This window comes from Duganella sacchari, assembly GCF_900143065.1.
GTDB classification, from domain to species: Bacteria; Pseudomonadota; Gammaproteobacteria; order Burkholderiales; family Burkholderiaceae_D; genus Rugamonas; species Rugamonas sacchari.
This window is the reverse complement of the sequence record NZ_FRCX01000011.1, coordinates 134979-152043: the sequence shown is the minus strand read 5'-3', so window position 1 is coordinate 152043 and position 17065 is coordinate 134979. Positions and strand designations below refer to the sequence as shown.

16 protein-coding genes are annotated in these 17065 nt (G+C 62.6%); 9 read left to right on the top strand and 7 right to left on the bottom strand.

Annotated elements, in window-relative coordinates:
* Window positions 1–51 precede the first annotated feature (51 nt).
* Window positions 52–1596, bottom strand: a complete 1545-nt coding sequence (locus BUA36_RS22945; protein ID WP_139260675.1) for a POT-type proton-dependent oligopeptide transporter — start codon at window positions 1594–1596, stop codon at window positions 52–54.
* A 236-nt stretch (window positions 1597–1832) separates the two neighbouring features.
* On the opposite strand from BUA36_RS22945, the gene BUA36_RS22940 reads away from it, so the two are divergent.
* The 4 genes from BUA36_RS22940 (at window position 1833) to BUA36_RS22925 (ending at window position 7438) form a co-directional block, all read left to right on the top strand.
* Entirely contained in the window at window positions 1833–3470 is a 1638-nt protein-coding gene (locus BUA36_RS22940) for an alpha-glucosidase (RefSeq protein WP_072787902.1), read from the top strand.
* Window positions 3471–3572: 102 nt separating this feature from the next.
* Window positions 3573–5447, top strand: a complete 1875-nt coding sequence (locus tag BUA36_RS22935) for a glucokinase (RefSeq protein ID WP_072787799.1) — start codon at window positions 3573–3575, stop codon at window positions 5445–5447.
* A gap of 207 nt (window positions 5448–5654) precedes the next feature.
* Window positions 5655–6194 (top strand): PadR family transcriptional regulator, encoded by a 540-nt coding sequence (locus BUA36_RS22930; RefSeq protein ID WP_072787797.1) that lies wholly within the window; start codon window positions 5655–5657, stop codon window positions 6192–6194.
* On the top strand, window positions 6191–7438 hold the full coding sequence (locus BUA36_RS22925) for an MFS transporter (protein ID WP_072787796.1): 1248 nt from the start codon (window positions 6191–6193) through the stop codon (window positions 7436–7438). Before BUA36_RS22930 ends, BUA36_RS22925 begins: the two co-directional genes overlap by 4 nt.
* A 6-nt stretch (window positions 7439–7444) precedes the next feature.
* Here BUA36_RS22925 and BUA36_RS31325 read toward each other — a convergent pair whose 3' ends face one another.
* Complete coding sequence (locus BUA36_RS31325) at window positions 7445–8023, bottom strand: hypothetical protein (protein ID WP_229215639.1); 579 nt, start codon at window positions 8021–8023, stop codon at window positions 7445–7447.
* 214 nt (window positions 8024–8237) lie between these two features.
* Between BUA36_RS31325 and BUA36_RS22915 the strand changes: the two genes are divergently transcribed.
* From BUA36_RS22915 to BUA36_RS22895, 5 genes are all read left to right on the top strand, one after another.
* On the top strand, window positions 8238–9128 hold the full coding sequence (locus BUA36_RS22915) for a 2-dehydro-3-deoxygalactonokinase (RefSeq protein ID WP_072787795.1): 891 nt from the start codon (window positions 8238–8240) through the stop codon (window positions 9126–9128).
* 2 nt (window positions 9129–9130) lie between these two features.
* Window positions 9131–9751, top strand: a complete 621-nt coding sequence (locus BUA36_RS22910; protein ID WP_072787794.1) for a 2-dehydro-3-deoxy-6-phosphogalactonate aldolase — start codon at window positions 9131–9133, stop codon at window positions 9749–9751.
* Between the two features lie 32 nt (window positions 9752–9783).
* Entirely contained in the window at window positions 9784–10665 is an 882-nt protein-coding gene (locus BUA36_RS22905; protein ID WP_072787793.1) for an SMP-30/gluconolactonase/LRE family protein, read from the top strand.
* A 92-nt stretch (window positions 10666–10757) separates the two neighbouring features.
* Window positions 10758–11738: a glycoside hydrolase family 53 protein gene (locus BUA36_RS22900; protein ID WP_072787792.1), complete on the top strand. Its 981-nt coding sequence runs from the start codon at window positions 10758–10760 to the stop codon at window positions 11736–11738.
* Between the two features lie 37 nt (window positions 11739–11775).
* Window positions 11776–12201 (top strand): DUF7684 family protein, encoded by a 426-nt coding sequence (locus tag BUA36_RS22895; protein WP_072787791.1) that lies wholly within the window; start codon window positions 11776–11778, stop codon window positions 12199–12201.
* 4 nt (window positions 12202–12205) lie between these two features.
* On the opposite strand, the gene BUA36_RS22890 is transcribed toward BUA36_RS22895, so the two are convergent.
* The 5 genes from BUA36_RS22890 to BUA36_RS22870 all read right to left on the bottom strand — a co-directional run bounded on the left by BUA36_RS22890 (window position 12206) and on the right by BUA36_RS22870 (window position 17065).
* Window positions 12206–12637 carry a VOC family protein gene (locus tag BUA36_RS22890; RefSeq protein ID WP_072787790.1) on the bottom strand — a complete coding sequence of 144 codons (432 nt, stop codon included), beginning with the start codon at window positions 12635–12637 and terminating at the stop codon, window positions 12206–12208.
* 197 nt (window positions 12638–12834) lie between these two features.
* Window positions 12835–13992 carry an MFS transporter gene (locus BUA36_RS22885; RefSeq protein ID WP_072787789.1) on the bottom strand — a complete coding sequence of 386 codons (1158 nt, stop codon included), beginning with the start codon at window positions 13990–13992 and terminating at the stop codon, window positions 12835–12837.
* An 89-nt stretch (window positions 13993–14081) separates the two neighbouring features.
* On the bottom strand, window positions 14082–15731 hold the full coding sequence (gene groL / locus BUA36_RS22880; RefSeq protein WP_072787788.1) for a chaperonin GroEL: 1650 nt from the start codon (window positions 15729–15731) through the stop codon (window positions 14082–14084).
* Window positions 15732–15778: 47 nt separating this feature from the next.
* Window positions 15779–16069, bottom strand: a complete 291-nt coding sequence (gene groES / locus BUA36_RS22875; RefSeq protein ID WP_026637491.1) for a co-chaperone GroES — start codon at window positions 16067–16069, stop codon at window positions 15779–15781.
* A gap of 222 nt (window positions 16070–16291) precedes the next feature.
* Window positions 16292–17065, bottom strand: coding sequence for an SDR family oxidoreductase (locus BUA36_RS22870; RefSeq protein WP_072787785.1), 774 nt, complete (start codon window positions 17063–17065; stop codon window positions 16292–16294).

Genomic DNA, 17065 nt, shown 5'->3' with positions numbered 1-17065 from the left:
GTTTCGATACGTAGTGGCATGCGCGGGCGGTCCCGTCGTCAGCTACCTTGCTTAGCTTTTGCGATAGTTATCAACCATTTTGTAGCGCAGCGCGTAGAGCGCGAACAGCGCGGCAACGATGGCGGCAAACGCGGCAAAGAAGAACATCTGGAACGCGATCGCACTCAGGCCGCTACCGGCGATCCAGGCGCCCACAATGTCGTTCTTGACGCCGGAATTGACGATCAACACCCACAGGTTGCCGACCGTGACGGCCAGGTACCAGAAGCTCAGGATGATGCCTTTCATGGAGGCGGGCGCCTGGCTGTAGGCGAATTCCAGGCCGGTGGCGGACACCAGCACTTCGCCCAAGGTCAGCAGCGCGTACGGCAGCAACTGCCACAGGATGGAGACCTTGTCGCCGCCATCCATCCACAGCTGGATCATGCCGATCCCCACCCAGGCCAGGGCCGACAGGGCGATACCCAGCCCCATGCGGCGCAGCGGCGTCGGTGTGATGCCGACCAGGCGCATGAGCGGGAACAGGGCGACGTTGTTGAACGGGATCAGCAGCATCACGAGAATCGGATTCACGGCCTGCATCTGCGCCGGCAGCAGCTTGAATTCCCAGCCCAGGATGGACAGCAGCGGGCTTTCCATGGCGTTGGCCTGGACGATCCAGGTCGAGGCTTTCTGGTCGAACAGTGACCAGAATGGCGTAATCATGGCAAACACGATCAGGATGCGCAGCACCGAGCGTACGCCTTCCACTGCGGCGTCGGTGTGCTGGCCGCGCGCGCGTTCCAGCTGCATCGAAACGCCGATGCCGCCAAATGCCAGCACCAGTACCAGTGCGGTGCAGGCGGCAATCACGAAGCCCCACGAAGGCGTCATGCACAGCGATGCCACGGCAGCGATGGCGCCGGCGCCGGCCACCATCAGGCCCGGACGCGACTGGCCCGGCGCACGCGCCAGCAGGGCGGTGCGGGCCACGCTGCTGAACGAGTCGGGATTCGGCGCCTGCGGCGGCACGTGCACGTATTTTTTGCGGCCGGCCCAGAACACGATCGTGGCAATCGCCATCAGGATGCCGGGAATGCCGAACGCCACGGCCGGGCCGTAGTCGCGCAGGAACAATGGCATCAGCAGCGAGGCAAAGAAGGAGCCGAAGTTGATGATCCAGTAGAAGGCGTCAAACACCACCTTGGCGCGGTTCTTGTTGGTCTGGTCGAACTGGTCGCCGACAAACGACACCACCAGCGGCTTGATGCCGCCGGAACCAAACGCAATCAGCGCCAGGCCAAGGTAGAAGCCTTCGAGATTGTGCTCAAAAATCGCCAGGCAGGCATGGCCGGCCACGTAGATCAGGCTGAACCAGAATACGGTTTTGTACTTGCCCCAGAAACGGTCGGCGATCCAGCCGCCCAGCAGCGGGAAGAAGTAGACGCCGATCACGAAGGTATGGAACACGTGCTTGGCTTCGGTGGTGCGGTCGCTGATCGGGATGAACAGCAGCAGGGTACTGAGCAGGAACGGCGTCAGGATGTTGCGCATGCCGTAAAAGCTGAACCGCTCGCAGCCTTCGTTGGCGATGATGTAGGGGATTTGCCGGGGCATGGGGCCGTTGCCGGCCGTGCTCATTTCGTTGCTCACTATATCTACTCCTGAAGTTGTGTAGTTTGACTACTATTTTTTATCTCAAGGATTTCGGTGAAAATCATTAAGCTTTTGTTTTTTAACGGTTATTTGTAATAATCATTAAGCTGGGTACGCATTGAAAAATTGATTTTCGTGATGTATATTGTCTACAAAATCAATATTCTCGCTTGCCAACCCCGGATTTTCTTATGATTATGACTAAGCAACTTACTCAAGTTTCCCCGCACGCTGCAGACTGGTATCGCGATGCGATCATCTACCAGGTTTATCCACGTAGTTATATGGACAGCAACGGTGACGGCGTGGGCGACTTGCCCGGGATTACGGCAAGGCTGGACTATATCGCATCGCTGGGCGTGGACATCGTCTGGATTTCGCCATTCTTCAAATCGCCGATGAAGGACTTTGGCTACGACATTGCCGATTACTGTGACGTCGATCCGCTGTTCGGCACGCTGGCCGACTTTGACGTGCTGATCGCCAAGGCGCATAGCCTGGGCCTCAAGATCATGATTGACCAGGTCATGGCGCACACGGCCGAAGAGCATTCGTGGTTCAAGGAAAGCCGCGCCAGCCGCGACAATCCCAAGGCTGACTGGTATGTGTGGGCCGATCCCAAACCGGACGGCAATCCACCGAATAACTGGCTGTCCGTGTTTGGTGGCTCCGCCTGGCAGTGGGATACGCGCCGCCGCCAGTACTACATGCACAACTTCCTCGTCAGCCAGCCGCAGCTGAACTTCCACAATCCGGAGGTACAGCAGGCGCATCTGGCAGCGCTGCGTTTCTGGCTCGAGCGCGGCGTTGACGGCATCCGTCTGGACGCCTGCAACTACCACTTCCACGACCAGCAGCTGCGCGACAACCCGCCAGCCACCAACCGCGATTCGATCACCGTGACCGACGTCAACCCGTACGGCATGCAGGCGCATGACCACGACAAGACCCAGCCGGAAAACGTGCCCTTCCTGCAGCAGCTGCGCGCGCTGCTGGACGAGTACCAGGCGGTGTCGATCGGCGAAGTAGGTTCCGACGATTCGCTGGCCACCATGGCGGAGTACACGGCCGGCGGCGACAAGCTGCACATGGCGTACAGCTTCAACCTGCTGGTCAACCTGATGTCGTCGCATTACATCCGCGAGCAGGTGGAGCAGTTCGAGGCGCGCGTCAAGGGCGGCTGGGCTTCCTGGTCGGTCGGCAATCACGATGTGCCGCGCGTGGCCTCGCGCTGGGGCGGTCCGGCGGCGCCGCAGGCGTTCGCCAAGCTGGTGCTGGCGATGCAGCTGTCGCTGAAAGGCACGCCGTGCCTGTACCAGGGCGACGAGCTGGCGTTTGCCGAAGCGGACGTGCCTTACGAACTGCTGCAAGACCCGTACGGCATCACCTTCTGGCCCGAGTTCAAGGGCCGCGACGGCTGCCGTACGCCGATCGCCTGGACCGATGGCGACAACGGCGGCTTCACGACCGGCAAGCCGTGGCTGCCGGTATCGCCGGACCACCTGGCCAAGGCGGCGTCGGTGCAGGAGCAGGACGCGGCGTCGTCGCTTGCGTTTACCCGCGCATTCACGGCGTGGCGCCGCCAGCATCCGCAACTGCTGCGTGGCGACATCGTCTTCTTCGACACGCCGGAACCGGTGCTGGCGCTGCGCCGCGATCTGGCTGGACAGCGCAGCATCACCGCCGTTTTCAACCTGGGCGGCGAGGCGGTCACGGTCGATGTGCCGGCAACGGCTGGCGCCGAGCAACTGCAAGGTTATGGCCTGCCGGGCAGCGCGCAGGATGGCAAGGTCACGCTGCCAGCGTACGGCGCCTGGTTCGGCTACGCGGCCTGAGCTGCAGCATAGGAGAAGGAAACGATAACGTTATGTATCGTTTCCTTCTTAACACCACGTATTTCAGGTATGCTTCCGCCAACTGTTTTGACTGAACCGACGATGAAACAAGCTGAAGTAGATCAAAAACTGAATCGTACCGCCTTTGCCGACGGCCCGCGCCTGCTGGCCGACATCGGCGCCACCCACGCCCGCTTCGCACTGCAGACCGCGCCGGGCGAATTCCGCGCCGTGCGGGTGCTCAAGTGCGACGACTTCCCGGATATCGTGGCCATGCTGCGCTCGTATCTGGCGGACCATGCTGGCGTCAACCTGAATCACGCGGCGCTGGCGGTGGCCAACCCGGTCAGCGGCGACTACGTGCGTATGACCAACCGCGCGTGGGAATTCTCCACCGACGAAGTGCGCCGCGCGCTCGGCCTGCACACGCTGCTGGTGGTGAACGACTTCACCGCGCTGGCGATGTCCTTGCCCGGCCTGAAACCGGCAGACCTGATGCAGGTTGGCGGCGGCAAGCCCGCCTCCAATTCCGTGATCGGCGTACTGGGACCGGGCACCGGCCTGGGCGTGTCGGGCGTGATCCCCACCGTCGATGGTTTCGTCACGCTGGGTTCCGAAGGCGGCCACACCAACTTTGCGCCGGCCGACGAGCGCGAGTACGCGATCCTGCAATACGCGTGGCAGACCTGGTCGCACGTATCGACCGAACGCCTGATCTCCGGCCCGGGCATGGAAATCATCTACCGCGCCATCGCCAAGCGCAATGGCCGCCAGGTGCGCGATCTGACCTCGCAAGAGATTATCGCCGGCGCACTGACAGACAAAGATCCGCTGTGCCTCGAAGTGCTGGAATGCTTCTGCGCCATGCTGGGCGGCGCCACCGCCAACCTGGCCGTGACGCTGGGTGCGTTTGGCGGCATGTTCATCGGCGGCGGCATTGTGCCGCGCCTGGGCGAGTGGTTCACCACCTCGCCGTTCCGCGCACGCTTTGAAGCCAAGGGCCGTTTCACCAGCTACCTGGCGGAGATCCCGACCTATGTCATCACCACGCCGAACCCGGCGTTCTATGGCGTGGCGACGATCCTGTCCGAGCACCTGCGCGGCCGCAGCGGCGCCAACACGCTGATGGAGCGCGTGCAGCATCTGCAGCACGAACTGACGCCGGCCGAGCAGCGCGTCGCGCAACTGGTGCTGGAGCAGCCGCGCCTGGTGCTGAACGAGCCGATTGCCGATATCGCGCGCCTGGCCGAAGTGAGCCAGCCGACCGTGATCCGCTTCTGCCGCTCGCTGGGCTTCCTCGGCCTGGCTGACTTCAAGCTCAAGTTTGCCAGCAGCCTGACGGGGGCGATTCCCGTGCGTCACAGCCAGGTGCGCGTGAGCGACAGCACGCACGACCTGAGCGCCAAGGTGATCGACAACACCGTGTCGGCGATCCTGAAATTCCGCGACCAGCTCGACGTGCGTTCGCTCGACAAGGCGATTGCGCTGGTGGCCAAAGCCAAGCGGGTCGAGTTCTACGCCATGGGCAATTCGCGCGTGGTGGCGCTGGATGGCCAGCACAAATTCTTCCGCTTCCGGATTCCGACCTCGGCCTATGGCGATTCGCATTTGCTGACGCTGGCGGCCGAACTGCTGAATCCGGGCGACGTGGTCATCGCCATCTCCAACTCCGGCAAGCTGCCGGATCTGCTGGCGGCAGTGGACGCGGCGCGTGCGGCGGGGGCGGATGTCATCGCCATCACCTCCAGCAACTCGCCGCTGGCGAAAAAAGCCAGCGTCTGCCTGTCGGTGGACCACACGGAAGACAGCACCACCTTCCTGTCGATGATCTCGCGCATCCTGCAACTGCTGCTGATCGACATTCTATCCGTCGGCATCTCGCTGGACGCGCAGAACTCGCGCCTCGTGGTCGAGCACAAGAGCAGCAGCGGCGAAGCCGACAACCGCCGCCTGCTGATCTCCCACCTCGACAGCTAAACGCATCTAAACATTCCGGGGTCAGGTCCGTCATTTCTACACGGACTCGGCTGTAACGCGCGTTACAGCCGAGTCCGTGTAGAAATGACGGACCTGACCCCGTTTTTTTTGTGACCCCGTTTTTTTTGCTGTTACAAATCGCTACTTGAAGTTCTTTCGCAATCAGTTAAGATATATCTTAATACGTTATATCTTAAGGAGTAGCTCATGTTTGGATTTAAACATCATCACCATCGTCCTCACGGACCGCATGGCCATCATCACCATCATGGCGGGCCGCATGGTCCGGGGCCGCGTGGCCGTGGGCCGAAAATGTTTGACGCTGGCGCGATGCGCTATGTGGTGCTGCAGCTGATCGCCGAGAAGCCGCGCCATGGCTATGAAATCATCAAGGAACTGGAGCAGCGCTCCGGTGGCGGCTATACGCCGAGCCCGGGCGCCATCTATCCCTTGCTGTCCATGCTGCTGGATATGGGCCATGTCGTTGCGACGCCGGATGGCAATAAGAAGCTGCATACCATTACGCCGGAAGGCGAGGCTTTCCTGGCGGAGAACCGCCAGTTCGTGGATGCCATTCTGGCCCGCATGGCGGAAGGCGATGAGCACCGCGAAGGCTTGCGCAGTGCGATGCATGAGCTTAAGCACGCTGCCATCGAGCAGGCCCGCGCCAGTAATCACAATCAGGAGCGGATCGAGCAGATCCGCGCCATCCTGCGCAAGGCAGTCGAGGATATCAACGCATTATGAACGCCACGCTCCCTCTCACTCCGGCGCGCGAGCGCCTGCTCCTGTGGCTGCTCGCGCTGACGCAGTTCACTGTCATCATGGACTTTATGGTCATGATGCCGCTGGCGCCGCAGCTGATGCGCGCGTTTCAGATCGAACCGGCCGCGGTCTCGGGCGCGGTGTCGGCCTATGCCTGGTGTGCCGGCATTTCCGGTCTCGCGGCGGCCATGTATATCGACCGCTTCGACCGCCGCAAGCTGCTGCTGGCGGTGTTTGCATTGTTCACGCTGTCCAATCTGGCGTGCGCTGCTGCGACCAGTTTCCATATGCTGGTGCTGTCGCGCGCGTTTGCCGGGCTGACCGGCGGCATCCTTGGCGCCATCGTCATGGCCATCATCGGCGATCTGATTCCCGCCAACCGCCGTGGCGCCGCGACGGGCGTGGTGATGACGTCGTTCAGCATGGCCTCGGTGGCGGGCGTGCCGACCGGTGTGATGCTGGCCGCCCACTATGGCTGGGCCTCGCCGTTTTACATCCTGGTCCTGTGCTCGCTGCCGATCCTGCTGCTGGCTGCGCGCGTGCTGCCGGCGATGGACGGTCATCTGGTGAACCGTCCGCCGCTGTCGGCGGTGCTGCCCAATCTGGTGGCGCTGTACCGCGAGCCCAAGCATCTCAAGGCGTTCCTGCTGTCGGCCGTGAATATGATGACGGGCATGATGGTGATTCCGTTTATCTCGCCGGTGCTGGTGAATAACGTCGGCTTGCAGCCGGCCGAGATTACCTATGTCTACCTGGCGGGCGGCCTCACCACCTTCTTCACGGCGCGCATGCTGGGCAAGTGGTCGGACCGTGCCGGCGCGCACAAGGTGTACCGCATCGTGTCGCTGCTGTTCATCCTGCCGGTGCTGTTCATGACGCATATGCCGGTGATGCCGCTGATCGGCGTGGTGCTGTTCTTCCCGTTCTTCATGGTGCTGGCGTCGGGGCGCAATATTCCCATGCAGGCGCTGATGACGACGGTGCCGGAGCCCTCGCGCCGCGGCGCTTTCCTGAGCGCGAATGCCGCCATCCAGCAGGTGGGCACGGGGCTGGGCGCGCTGCTGGGCGGGCTGACGCTGCACACGCAGGCGTCCGGCCAGATCAGCGGCTATGGCTGGAATGGCTGGATTGCTGCCGGCATGGCGCTGCTGACGGTGTTGTGGGTAGGGCAGGTACGCGGCGCTGCACCGCAGGCAGCGCCGGTCAATGGGGTGAAGGCGGCGTAGTGCGAGCTAGTTGCCCATGCTGGTGCGCTTGGCCGGATGCTTCTCGCGGCGCCAGCGTGCCAGGCTGATGACTTCGTCGTTGGTGGCGTCTTCCACCAGGATCTCGTCATCGCTGGACGATACCAGGAAGCTTTCCCAGCGCAGCGCGGATTCCGCGCTGTTTTCCACGTAGCTGAACTGCCAGTAGTTTTTGCCGTTGAGCTTGCGTGGCGCCGGATCATATTCCAGCAGGCCGCCATGGGCCTTGCCGCTGGAGTTCTTTTCAATCAGCGCCGACCATGCCTGCAGTTCCGGCAGCGCCATCAGCGCGGCCGCGCCTTGCTCCTTGGTGCGGATGGCGCGCGGTTCCGCTGGCGGAGCCGGATCCTTGATTTCAGCTGGACGGTGCGGCGCCGCCACGGACGCGGCCTTGCTGGCCGAGGCCGCGCTGCTGGCGCTGGCCGACGGCGTCACGGGGAGCTTGATTTTGACCTGTGATTCGGCCGAGGGCGCGCTGCTGAAATAGGCGGCCAAACCCAGCGCAATTACGGTCGTCGCCACGCCGGCGATGATGAATTTGCGGGAGGACTGCTTGCTTAATTCCATGAGGAGACGATGAGACGTGTGATTGACGGTCATACTAAACCAAAGGCACAGCAGGGGCAACTTTTGCCCCTTTTTTACGCGTCATAACTTGACTTTTCGACATTGTTGCGTGGCGTGCCTATATTATTTTGGTATTCATCCGGCGAGATTATTCATTGGCCGCGGTCCCGGCTTTTTCGTACCATCGGTCCAGCATCAGTAAAGGATACGCCTAGTGAACAAGCATATAGTGGGGATAGACTGGGGCACGAGCAACCGGCGCGCCTATCTCATCGATCAAAGCGGCGCCTGCCTGGCGGAGCATGAAGATGGCCAGGGCATGCTGGCCGTGGGCGGCCGCGACAAGTTCGGCGCATCGCTGGCCGGCCTGCTGGCCGCCATGCAGCTGCCGCACGATGTGCCGGTCATCCTGTCCGGCATGGTGGGCAGCGCGTCCGGCTGGCAGGAGGTGGCCTATCTCGACGCCGCTGTGCCGCTGGTCCAGCTGCCGCAGCATCTGGCGGCCGTCACCGATCCGGCCTGGGCCGGCCGCTGCCGCATCGTGCCCGGCTATGTGTACCGCGCTGGCGCGGCGGCCGATGTGATGCGCGGCGAAGAAACCCAGCTGCTCGGCGCCATCGCCCTGGGCCGGCGCGATGGCTGGATCGTACTGCCGGGCACCCATAGCAAATGGGTGCTGCTGCGCGATGGCGTGATCCAGTCCTTTGCCACCTATATGACGGGCGAGCTGTTTGCCATGCTGTCGGCGGGCGGCACCTTGGCGGCCATGATGGACGGCGACAGCAGCGATGCCGAGGGCTTTGCCATCGGCCTGCAACAGGCGGCGCGCAACGAGCCGCTGTCGAACAGCCTGTTCCGCGTGCGCGCGGGCGTGGTGTCCCGCACGGCGCCGGCCCAGCTGGCGGCGGCCACCGTGAGCGGCCTGCTGATCGGCGCCGAATTTGCCGCCGCGCGTGGCGCCGGGCAGGGCATTACCGTGATCGGTTCCGCTGCGCTGGCCGCGCGCTATGACAGCGCCGCCCGCCATTTCGGCTTGCCGTGCACGGTGCTCGATCCGCACCAGGTGTATTGCAGCGCACTTTCCCAATTCATTCAGCAGGCTTGAGCATGACGATTTCCGATCCCACCACACCCCTGGTCGCCATCCTGCGCGGCCTCAATCCTGCCGAAGCCGTGGAGGTGGCCCAGGTGCTGCACACGGCGGGTTTCCGCGCGCTGGAAGTGCCGCTGAACCGCCCGGGCGCGCTTGACGCCATTGCCGCCATCGTCAAGCTGGACTTGCCGGACACGCTGGTCGGCGGCGGCACCATGCTGAACGTCGACCATGTGGACGCGGTGCATGCGGCGGGCGGCCGCCTGCTGGTGTCGCCGAACTGCGTGCCGGCCGTGATCCGCCGCGCCGCCGACCTTGGCATGTATTGCGCGCCCGGCGTGGCCACGCCCACCGAAGCGTTTGCCGCGCTGGAGGCCGGCGCCCATGCGCTGAAACTGTTCCCGGCCGAATCCGTGGGCCACGGCGGCGTCAAGGCGCTCAAGAGCGTGCTGCCGGCCGGTACGCCGCTGTGGCCCGTGGGGGGCGTTGCGCCCGACACCATGGCTGGCTGGTTCAAGGCGGGCGCCACCGGCTTCGGGATCGGCGGCAATCTGTACACGCCCGGGGTGACGCTGGACGAACTCCGGCAGCGCGCCGATGCCTTTGTCCACACCTGGCGCGTTTTAGTCGTATGATGACGGCTGTCTAAAATCAGGGAAGCAGACCGATGAGCAAGCATGACGTGCAGTGCCTGTGGGAAGTAGGCGCACAACTGGGCGAAGGCCCGCTGTGGATGGCGGAGCAGAACCGTCTGTACTTTGTCGATCTCAAGCAGCAGATGCTGCACGCGCTGGAAGCCGGCAGCGGCCAGCGCCGCAGCTGGGCCATGCCGGACTATATGTGCTGGCTGATCGCACGCCGCGACGGCGACGGCTTCATGGCCGGCCTGCGCGATGGCATCGCCCGCATCTGGCTGGAGCCGGAGCTGCGCATCGAATACCTGCATCGTCCGTTTGCTGAAGGCAGCGGCTTGCGCATGAATGACGCCAAGGCCGACAGTGCCGGCCGGCTCTGGGCCGGCTCGATGCACAACCACGATTACCAGCAGGCCGTGGGCAAGCTGTTCCGCCTGGACCCCGACCACTCGCTGCAGGTGGCGGACGAGGGCTACCACATCTGCAATGGCCCCAGCTTCAGCCTGGATGGCGCCACCATGTACCACACCGACAGCTACGAGGGCCGCATCTACAGCTACGCGCTGGCCGCCGACGGCACGCTGGACGCGCCGCGCGTGTGGCGCGCGTTTGGCGAAGGCGAAGGTTCGCCCGACGGCATGACGGTCGACAGCGAAGGCTGCGTCTGGATCGCGCAATGGGGCGGCAGCCGCGTGTGCCGCTACTCGCCGGCCGGCGAGCTGCTGGACACCATCGCCATGCCCGTGCGCAATCCGGCCTCGTGCACCTTGGGCGGCGCCGACCTGAAAACCCTGTTCATCACCACCGCACGTGAAGACAACACGCCCGAGCAGCTGGCAGCGCATCCGCTGACCGGCGCCGTGTTTGCCGTGCGGGTCGATGTGGCTGGCGTGCCCGCCGCCCGCTTCGGCTAGCCCTACATCTCTGCTGTACCCGCTGTTGCAAGACGCTGCGCGATGCGGCGGGGATGTGTTCATCCCGTTAAAACGACAATACTGGAGACTTTATGAAACTGAAAGCATTGCTGTTCGCAGCATGCGGGCTGGCGTTCGCCCTGTCCGCGCGCAGTGCCACCTTTGCCAATGGCGCTGATGTCAGCTGGGTTAGCCAACAGGAGTCTAGTGGCTATGCGTTCTACAACAGCAGCAGCGTGAAGACCGACCCGTTTGTGCTGCTCAAGAATTTGCAGGTCAATGCGATCCGTCTGCGCGTGTGGGTCAACCCGAGCGGCGGCTGGAACGATGGCGCCGATGTGCTGTACAAGGCCAAGCGCGCCGCCGCCCAGGGCCAGCGCATCCTGATCGACTTCCATTACAGCGACAGCTGGGCCGATCCTGGCCAGCAGACCAAGCCGGCCGCGTGGGCCAGCCACACGCTGACGCAGCTCAACAGCGATGTCTACAGCCACACTTACGGCATCCTGAACTACCTCAAGACCAATGGCATAACGGTGTCGTGGGTACAGGTCGGCAATGAGATCAACAGCGGCATGCTATGGCCGGAAGGGAAGACCACAAGCTTCAGCAACCTGGCCGGTCTGATCAACAATGGCTACAGCGCGGCCAAGGCGGTGTACCCGAACGCGCAGGTGATACTGCACCTGGCCAATGGCTACGACAACGCCGTGTTCCGCTGGTTCTTTGATGGCGTCAAGGCGGCCGGCGCCAAGTGGGATGTGATCGGCATGTCGCACTATCCGCCCGCAGCGGACTGGGCCAGCTACAACAGCAAGCTCTCCACCAATATGTGGGACATGGTGGCGCGCTACGCCAAGCCGGTGATGGTGACGGAAGTGGGCATGGACTGGACCCAGGCGGCCACCTCGAAAGCCATGCTGTCCGATTTGCTGACCAAGACCAAGGCGCTGGGCGCGAATGGCCTGGGGGTGTTTTACTGGGAGCCGCAGGCGTATCCGGGCTGGCAGGGCTATACCATGGGCGCGCTGGATGCGAGCGGCAAGTTCACGGTGGCGCTGGACCCGTTCTAAGCTTGCGGGACGGGGCGGATCAGGCGAAAATGCCGTCATGCTGAATTCCGCCCTCAAATATCTGCACCTGAGCCCTGCCAGCGACCTGCCGGCGCTGGAGGGCTTGCGCCAATTTAAAGCCGTCGTGGTGGTTGACACCGACGTTCATGAAACCATGATGTGGGACGTCAGCCGCTGGCTTATCGATTCCGGCTGCCTGTATGCGCTGGTCTGGGGCAAGGACTGCGAGCAGTGGCGCGAAGCTATTGACGACGCCGCGCAGGAAGCGGTGCATTATGAAGACGTGCCGGAAGCGCAGCGCGTCTTCATCACCGCGCACGAAGACGAGGAACTGGAAGAAGCGTTCTGGTTCGCCCGGCATCGCGCCATCCATCCCGCCCACGACCTCAATCTCACGCTGATCCTGCACATCGCCGACGTTCCACGCCGCGAAGAGCTCGAAGCGGCTTACCACGACGCCTGACGGCTTAGCTGTTGTGCTGCATGGCGACGCTCAGGGACCAGGCAACGCCAAAGCGGTCGGTCAGCATGCCGAACAGCTGCGTCCATTGGGCTGGCGCCAGCGGCACGGTGATGGTGGCGCCGTTGGCGATCTTGTCCCAGTAAGCGCTGAGCTGTTCCGGCGTCTGCGTTTCCAGCGCCACCAGAAAGGCGTTCTGGCCGGGATTGTAAGGCGTGGCCGATGGCACGTCGTAGGCCATGATGCGGAAGCCGTTGTCTGCCGCGACCTGACCCCAGATCAGCTGGTCTGCTTCCGCCTCGTTGCTCACCTGGCCGAAATCCTTGTAGCTCATGGCCATGACTTCACCGCCAAATACGGACTGGTAAAAATGGAGCGCCTCGCGCGCCTCGCCACGGAAGTTGAGGTGGGCGACAGCGCTGACAGTGGCTGGTTTCATTGAAGGTCTCCTGAAAGAAAAGTGAAACTCATTCTATTCAGTAGACCTGTCAGTTTATGTCAGTAGTGCGTCAGAACGTGATGTGCACTGACGGGGCGCTGCGTTTGGCTGCGCCGTTGACTCACCGGGCTGCGACGCTGGTGAATTTCGTTGGCCTCCATGCTGCGCTCCTTGAAGGTCGGGCAGCCGATTTTGGCTCAGAGTGCTTTTTGCACGCGCCACGATAGTGGCAAGGTCAGCAGCAGGATCGCCGCCAGCGACAGCAGCGCCACCGGCACGCCCATCACATCGCCGACGCGGCCAAACAGCACCGGCGACAGGGCGCCCGCGCCGATCGTACCGGTATAGAACAATGCGAACGCCTGTTCGCGCTTGCCTGGCGCCGCCAGTTCCGGCACCGCGCCATACAGCACCGACGAGGTGCCGTTCAACGCCAGGCCCAGCAGCGGCAGAATTCCCATCACGGCCGTCAGCGGCAGGAACACGGCCGCCACGATGCACAGCGAGGTGGCCGACTCGGTGACCCACACCGTTTTCATCATGCCGATGCGCGCGCCCAGATAGCCGCACAGCAGTTTGCCGAACGCGCCGCCGACAAACAGCAGCGACAGCGCGATGCCGATACCGGCCGTGCCGGCGCCCTTGCTTTTCAGCAGAAACGGCAGGAAGGTAAGAAAGCCCATGCGGACCGTGCTGTCCAGCGTGCCAGTCGCCAGCAGCGCGTGCAGGCCGCTGGCCGAACCCTTGCCGCGCGCGGCCTTGGCCGCATGCTGCGCATGTGCTGGCAGTTCGGCCGGCGCGGGGATCAGCCACCACAGCAGCAGTGCCGCCGCCAGGCCGAGCACGCCGATCAGGGTCACGCTGGTCTGCCAGCTTACGACCACTAGCAGCAGGCCGACCGCACCCGGTATCAGGGTCTTGCCGATGTCGCCGGCGAAGTTGTAGGTGGACAGCGCTTCCTTGACGCCACCGCCCGGCTCGTAGGCATCGGTGACCAGCGACGAAGCCAGCGGATGCTGCGTGCTGGCGCCCAGTCCGCCCAGCATCAGCGCCAGCAGCAGCACGGTGAGGCCGCCCGCCTGGCCGGCGATCAGATACGCCACGCCAGCCAGCGCGGTACCGCCGATCAGCATGCGTTCGCGTCCCCAGCGCCGCGCCAGGCGGCTGGCCAGCAACTGGAAACCCGCCATCACGCCCGAGTAGGATGCGCGCAGCAGGCCGATCATGGCGTAGCTGATGGCAAACTGGGTCTGCCAGATCGGCAGCAACACATAGATCAGATCAGTGAGGCCATCGTGCACGGCGTGCGCGCTGCTGGCGGCGAGGAGGGAACGGCGGCGGACTGAAGTAGACATCGCGCCAGTTTAGCAGACGTAAAAAAAGCCCGCGAGGCCGAGGCCAACGCGGGCTTTTTGTCTGGCAGGCTGAATCAGCCGGCCGGCATTTACATCATGCCGTCCATGCCGCCCATACCACCCATACCGCCCATGCCACCCATACCGCCGGCTGGCTTGTCTTCGGTGATTTCAGCGATCATGCAGTCGGTGGTCAGCATCAGGCCAGCGATCGATGCGGCATTTTGCAGCGCCGAGCGGGTGACTTTGGCTGGATCCAGCACGCCCATTTCAACCATGTCGCCGTAGGTGCCGTTCGATGCGTTGTAGCCGAAGTTGCCTTCGCCTGCCAGCACTGCGTTCACGACGACCGACGATTCTTCGCCAGCGTTTTGAACGATCATGCGCAGTGGCTCTTCCATGGCGCGCAGCACGATCTTGATGCCGGCGTCCTGGTCAGCGTTGTCGCCTTTCAGCGATTTGATCTGAGCGCGGGCGCGCAGCAGGGCTACGCCGCCGCCTGGCACGATGCCTTCTTCCACTGCTGCACGGGTAGCGTGCAGTGCATCTTCAACGCGGGCTTTTTTCTCTTTCATTTCAACTTCGGTGGCTGCACCGACTTTGATCACAGCAACGCCGCCAGCCAGTTTGGCCACGCGCTCTTGCAGTTTTTCACGGTCGTAGTCCGAGGTTGCTTCTTCGATTTGCACGCGGATCTGTTTGACGCGGGCTTCGATGGCTTCGGCCTGGCCAGCACCGTCGATAACGATGGTGTTTTCTTTGCCGACTTCGATACGCTTGGCTTGGCCCAGTTCTTCCAGCGATACTTTTTCCAGGGTCAGGCCGACTTCTTCAGCAACCACTTGACCGCCGGTCAGGATCGCGATGTCTTCCAGCATGGCTTTACGACGGTCGCCGAAGCCTGGGGCTTTCACAGCAACGGTTTTCAGGATGCCGCGGATGTTGTTGACCACCAGGGTTGCCAGTGCTTCGCCTTCGATGTCTTCAGCGATGATCAGCAGTGGACGGCCCGATTTGGCGATCTGTTCCAGGATCGGCAGCAGGTCACGGATGTTCGAGATTTTCTTGTCGCACAGCAGAACGAATGGGTTGTCCAGAGCGGCAACCTGTTTGTCCTGGTTGTTGATGAAGTATGGCGACAGGTAGCCGCGGTCGAACTGCATACCTTCAACGATGTCCAGCTCGTCGTTCAGCGATTTGCCGTCTTCCACGGTGATCACGCCTTCTTTGCCGACTTTTTCCATCGCTTCAGCGATACGCTCGCCGATCGAGTGGTCCGAGTTGGCCGAGATCGAACCAACCTGGGCGATTTCCTTGGTGGTGGTGCATGGACGGGCGATGGCAGCGATCTGCTCGACGGTGGCGGCAACAGCTTTGTCGATACCGCGTTTCAGGTCCATTGGGTTCATGCCGGCGGCAACGAACTTCATGCCTTCGCGAACCAGGGCTTGTGCCAGCACGGTTGCGGTGGTGGTGCCGTCACCGGCGTTGTCCGAAGTCTTGGAAGCGACTTCCTTGACCATCTGCGCGCCCATGTTCTGCAGCTTGTCTTTCAGTTCGACTTCCTTGGCGACCGAAACACCGTCCTTGGTCACGGTCGGGGCGCCGAACGAGCGCTCCAGTACCACGTTACGGCCTTTAGGGCCCAGGGTGACTTTGACTGCGTTAGCCAGAATGTTAACGCCTTCAACCATTTTGGCGCGCGCTGCGTCGCCGAAGATTACTTCTTTAGCTGCCATGTTATTTACTCCTGTGAGGTATTAAGTGGGATCGGTTCGGCCAAGTCTTACTTGGTGACGATCGCCATGATGTCTTCTTCGCGCATGACCATCAGTTCCTGGCCGTCGATCTTGACGGTCTGGCCGGCGTATTTGCCGAACAGGACGCGGTCGCCTACTTTGACATCCAGAGGACGTACTTTGCCGTCTTCAAGGATCTTGCCATTGCCAACTGCCAGTACCTCGCCTTGATCTGGCTTCTCAGCAGCAGCATCAGGGATGATCAGGCCGGACGCAGTTTTGGTTTCCTGGTCGAGGCGTTTGACGATTACGCGATCGTTCAAAGGGCGAAGGTTCATACAAAACTCCTTAATTTTAACAATGGTACAGTTTGTTGTCGTTTCAATCAGATTGCTACGACGGAAATATTAACGATGAGGTTGTTAGCACTCCATCGCATCGAGTGCCAATTATAGGGACGACCTTGTTGCATTTCAAGGCACATGCCTTGCGAGCGGTCAAAAAAATGAGGGATTTGACCACGCGCAGCGCAAAAAGCGCTGCTACGTGGTCTGGAAATGTTACTCGTGGTACAACTGTGAGCGGCCGCCGTCGATCAGGATGTCGGTGGCGTTGATGAAGGGTGCTTCGTCGCTGGCCAGGAACAGGGCGGTGGCGGCGACTTCTTCCGGCTTGCCGAGGCGCTTGCACGGCAGCAGGGCGGCCTGGCGCTCGCGCTCCGCCTGCGGGTCGGGACAGGCCGCAAAGTGGCGTTCGATCATGTCGGTGACGATCAGGCCCGGCGAAATCGAATTGACGCGGATGCCGCGCGCCGCGTACTCCAGGCCCAGCGCGCGCGTCATGCCGATCAGTGCATGCTTGGCTACCGGGTAGGGGAAGCAGCCGGGGATGATCTTGTGGCCGTGTACCGAGGCGATATTGACGATGCTGCCCGCGCCTTGCGCCAGCATCGACGGCAGCACGGCGCGCGCGCCATTCCACGCGCCCTCCAGGTCCACGGCAAAGCAGCGCCGCCAGTCTTCCTCGCTGAGCGCGAGCGGATCGTCAAACACATTCATGCCGGCGTTGTTGATGAGGATATCGACTTTGCCGAAGCGCTCGATGGTGCGCGCGGCCAGCGTCTCCATGGCGGCGCGGTCGGCCACGTCGGCGTGCACGAACAGGCTGCGCTGCGGTCCCAGTTCGGCGGTGATGGCCTGCGCGGCTTCATCGTCGCGGTGGCTGTTGAGGGTGACCATGGCGCCTTCGGCGGCAAAGCGGCGCGCGATGGCCAGACCTATGCCTTGGGTGGAACCGGTGACGATGGCGACTTTGCCTTTGAGGCGTTCAGACAT

Coding starts and splice junctions, on each gene's coding strand:
- BUA36_RS22945 (WP_139260675.1), bottom strand. CDS start 1,596: ATGCCCCGGCAAATCCCCTACATCATCGCCAACGAAGGCTGCGAGCGG.
- BUA36_RS22940 (WP_072787902.1), top strand. CDS start 1,833: ATGACTAAGCAACTTACTCAAGTTTCCCCGCACGCTGCAGACTGGTAT.
- BUA36_RS22935 (WP_072787799.1), top strand. CDS start 3,573: ATGAAACAAGCTGAAGTAGATCAAAAACTGAATCGTACCGCCTTTGCC.
- BUA36_RS22930 (WP_072787797.1), top strand. CDS start 5,655: ATGTTTGGATTTAAACATCATCACCATCGTCCTCACGGACCGCATGGC.
- BUA36_RS22925 (WP_072787796.1), top strand. CDS start 6,191: ATGAACGCCACGCTCCCTCTCACTCCGGCGCGCGAGCGCCTGCTCCTG.
- BUA36_RS31325 (WP_229215639.1), bottom strand. CDS start 8,023: ATGGAATTAAGCAAGCAGTCCTCCCGCAAATTCATCATCGCCGGCGTG.
- BUA36_RS22910 (WP_072787794.1), top strand. CDS start 9,131: ATGACGATTTCCGATCCCACCACACCCCTGGTCGCCATCCTGCGCGGC.
- BUA36_RS22905 (WP_072787793.1), top strand. CDS start 9,784: ATGAGCAAGCATGACGTGCAGTGCCTGTGGGAAGTAGGCGCACAACTG.
- BUA36_RS22900 (WP_072787792.1), top strand. CDS start 10,758: ATGAAACTGAAAGCATTGCTGTTCGCAGCATGCGGGCTGGCGTTCGCC.
- BUA36_RS22895 (WP_072787791.1), top strand. CDS start 11,776: ATGCTGAATTCCGCCCTCAAATATCTGCACCTGAGCCCTGCCAGCGAC.
- BUA36_RS22890 (WP_072787790.1), bottom strand. CDS start 12,637: ATGAAACCAGCCACTGTCAGCGCTGTCGCCCACCTCAACTTCCGTGGC.
- BUA36_RS22885 (WP_072787789.1), bottom strand. CDS start 13,992: ATGTCTACTTCAGTCCGCCGCCGTTCCCTCCTCGCCGCCAGCAGCGCG.
- groL (WP_072787788.1), bottom strand. CDS start 15,731: ATGGCAGCTAAAGAAGTAATCTTCGGCGACGCAGCGCGCGCCAAAATG.
- groES (WP_026637491.1), bottom strand. CDS start 16,069: ATGAACCTTCGCCCTTTGAACGATCGCGTAATCGTCAAACGCCTCGAC.
- BUA36_RS22870 (WP_072787785.1), bottom strand. CDS start 17,065: ATGTCTGAACGCCTCAAAGGCAAAGTCGCCATCGTCACCGGTTCCACC.